Source organism: Streptococcus sp. 10F2 (genome assembly GCF_054331515.2).
On sequence record NZ_JBTGGE020000124.1, the window covers coordinates 1 to 649 of the forward strand.

Genomic DNA, 649 nt, shown 5'->3' on the forward strand with positions numbered 1-649 from the left:
TTTTAAAACATTAAATGAGGTCATTGATAAACTTCAAGAAGTTATTCAAAGTCTATCATCCACTCAGTTAAGATCCATTGTTCACAGAGAATGGACTTCTGCTATTTTTGATTTTAAATGAGTATGAGAATTACAAATCTAAGTGGAGTGCATAAAAAATCAGCCATACGAAATGTACGACTGATTTCTGTTATGCACTTCATCTTTGTATATTTTACCTGTCTACTTGACAGGGGGCGTATCAATCTAGGGACTTCTAGCTCTTTTTACTCTTGGGATTGCCTTGTTTGTTACTTGGCAATTTCAAAATACAACTATTAATGGGGATGGTCATGCTTTATCTGAAGAAGAGCAGATTCAAGTTGCCTAATAAATTAGTAGAGTCTATGAAAGTGAACCAAAACTGAGGAATAGGAAGTAGTAAAAAGGTACAGTTCAAAAATTGAGAACGGTACCTTTTTAGTGTCAAAAATGGGAGTAACAACTGTCCCAAAAAGCTTGGGATGTAAGTTTCCAAAGATGTTTTATACTCTTTTAGATTATAAACTGTATATGATATACTATTTTTATGGCATACGGAATTGATTTTAGAAAACGTGTCCTTGAATATGTTAAAGAGGGACATACACGTAAAGAAACAGCAGCTTTA

At 33.3% G+C, this 649-nt stretch carries 1 pseudogene; it reads left to right on the plus strand.

Features of this window, described 5'->3' with window-relative positions:
• Positions 1-121, plus strand: a pseudogene (locus tag ACXM1Q_RS09345) (IS630 family transposase); the annotation flags it as partial.
• Positions 122-649 lie beyond the last annotated feature (528 nt).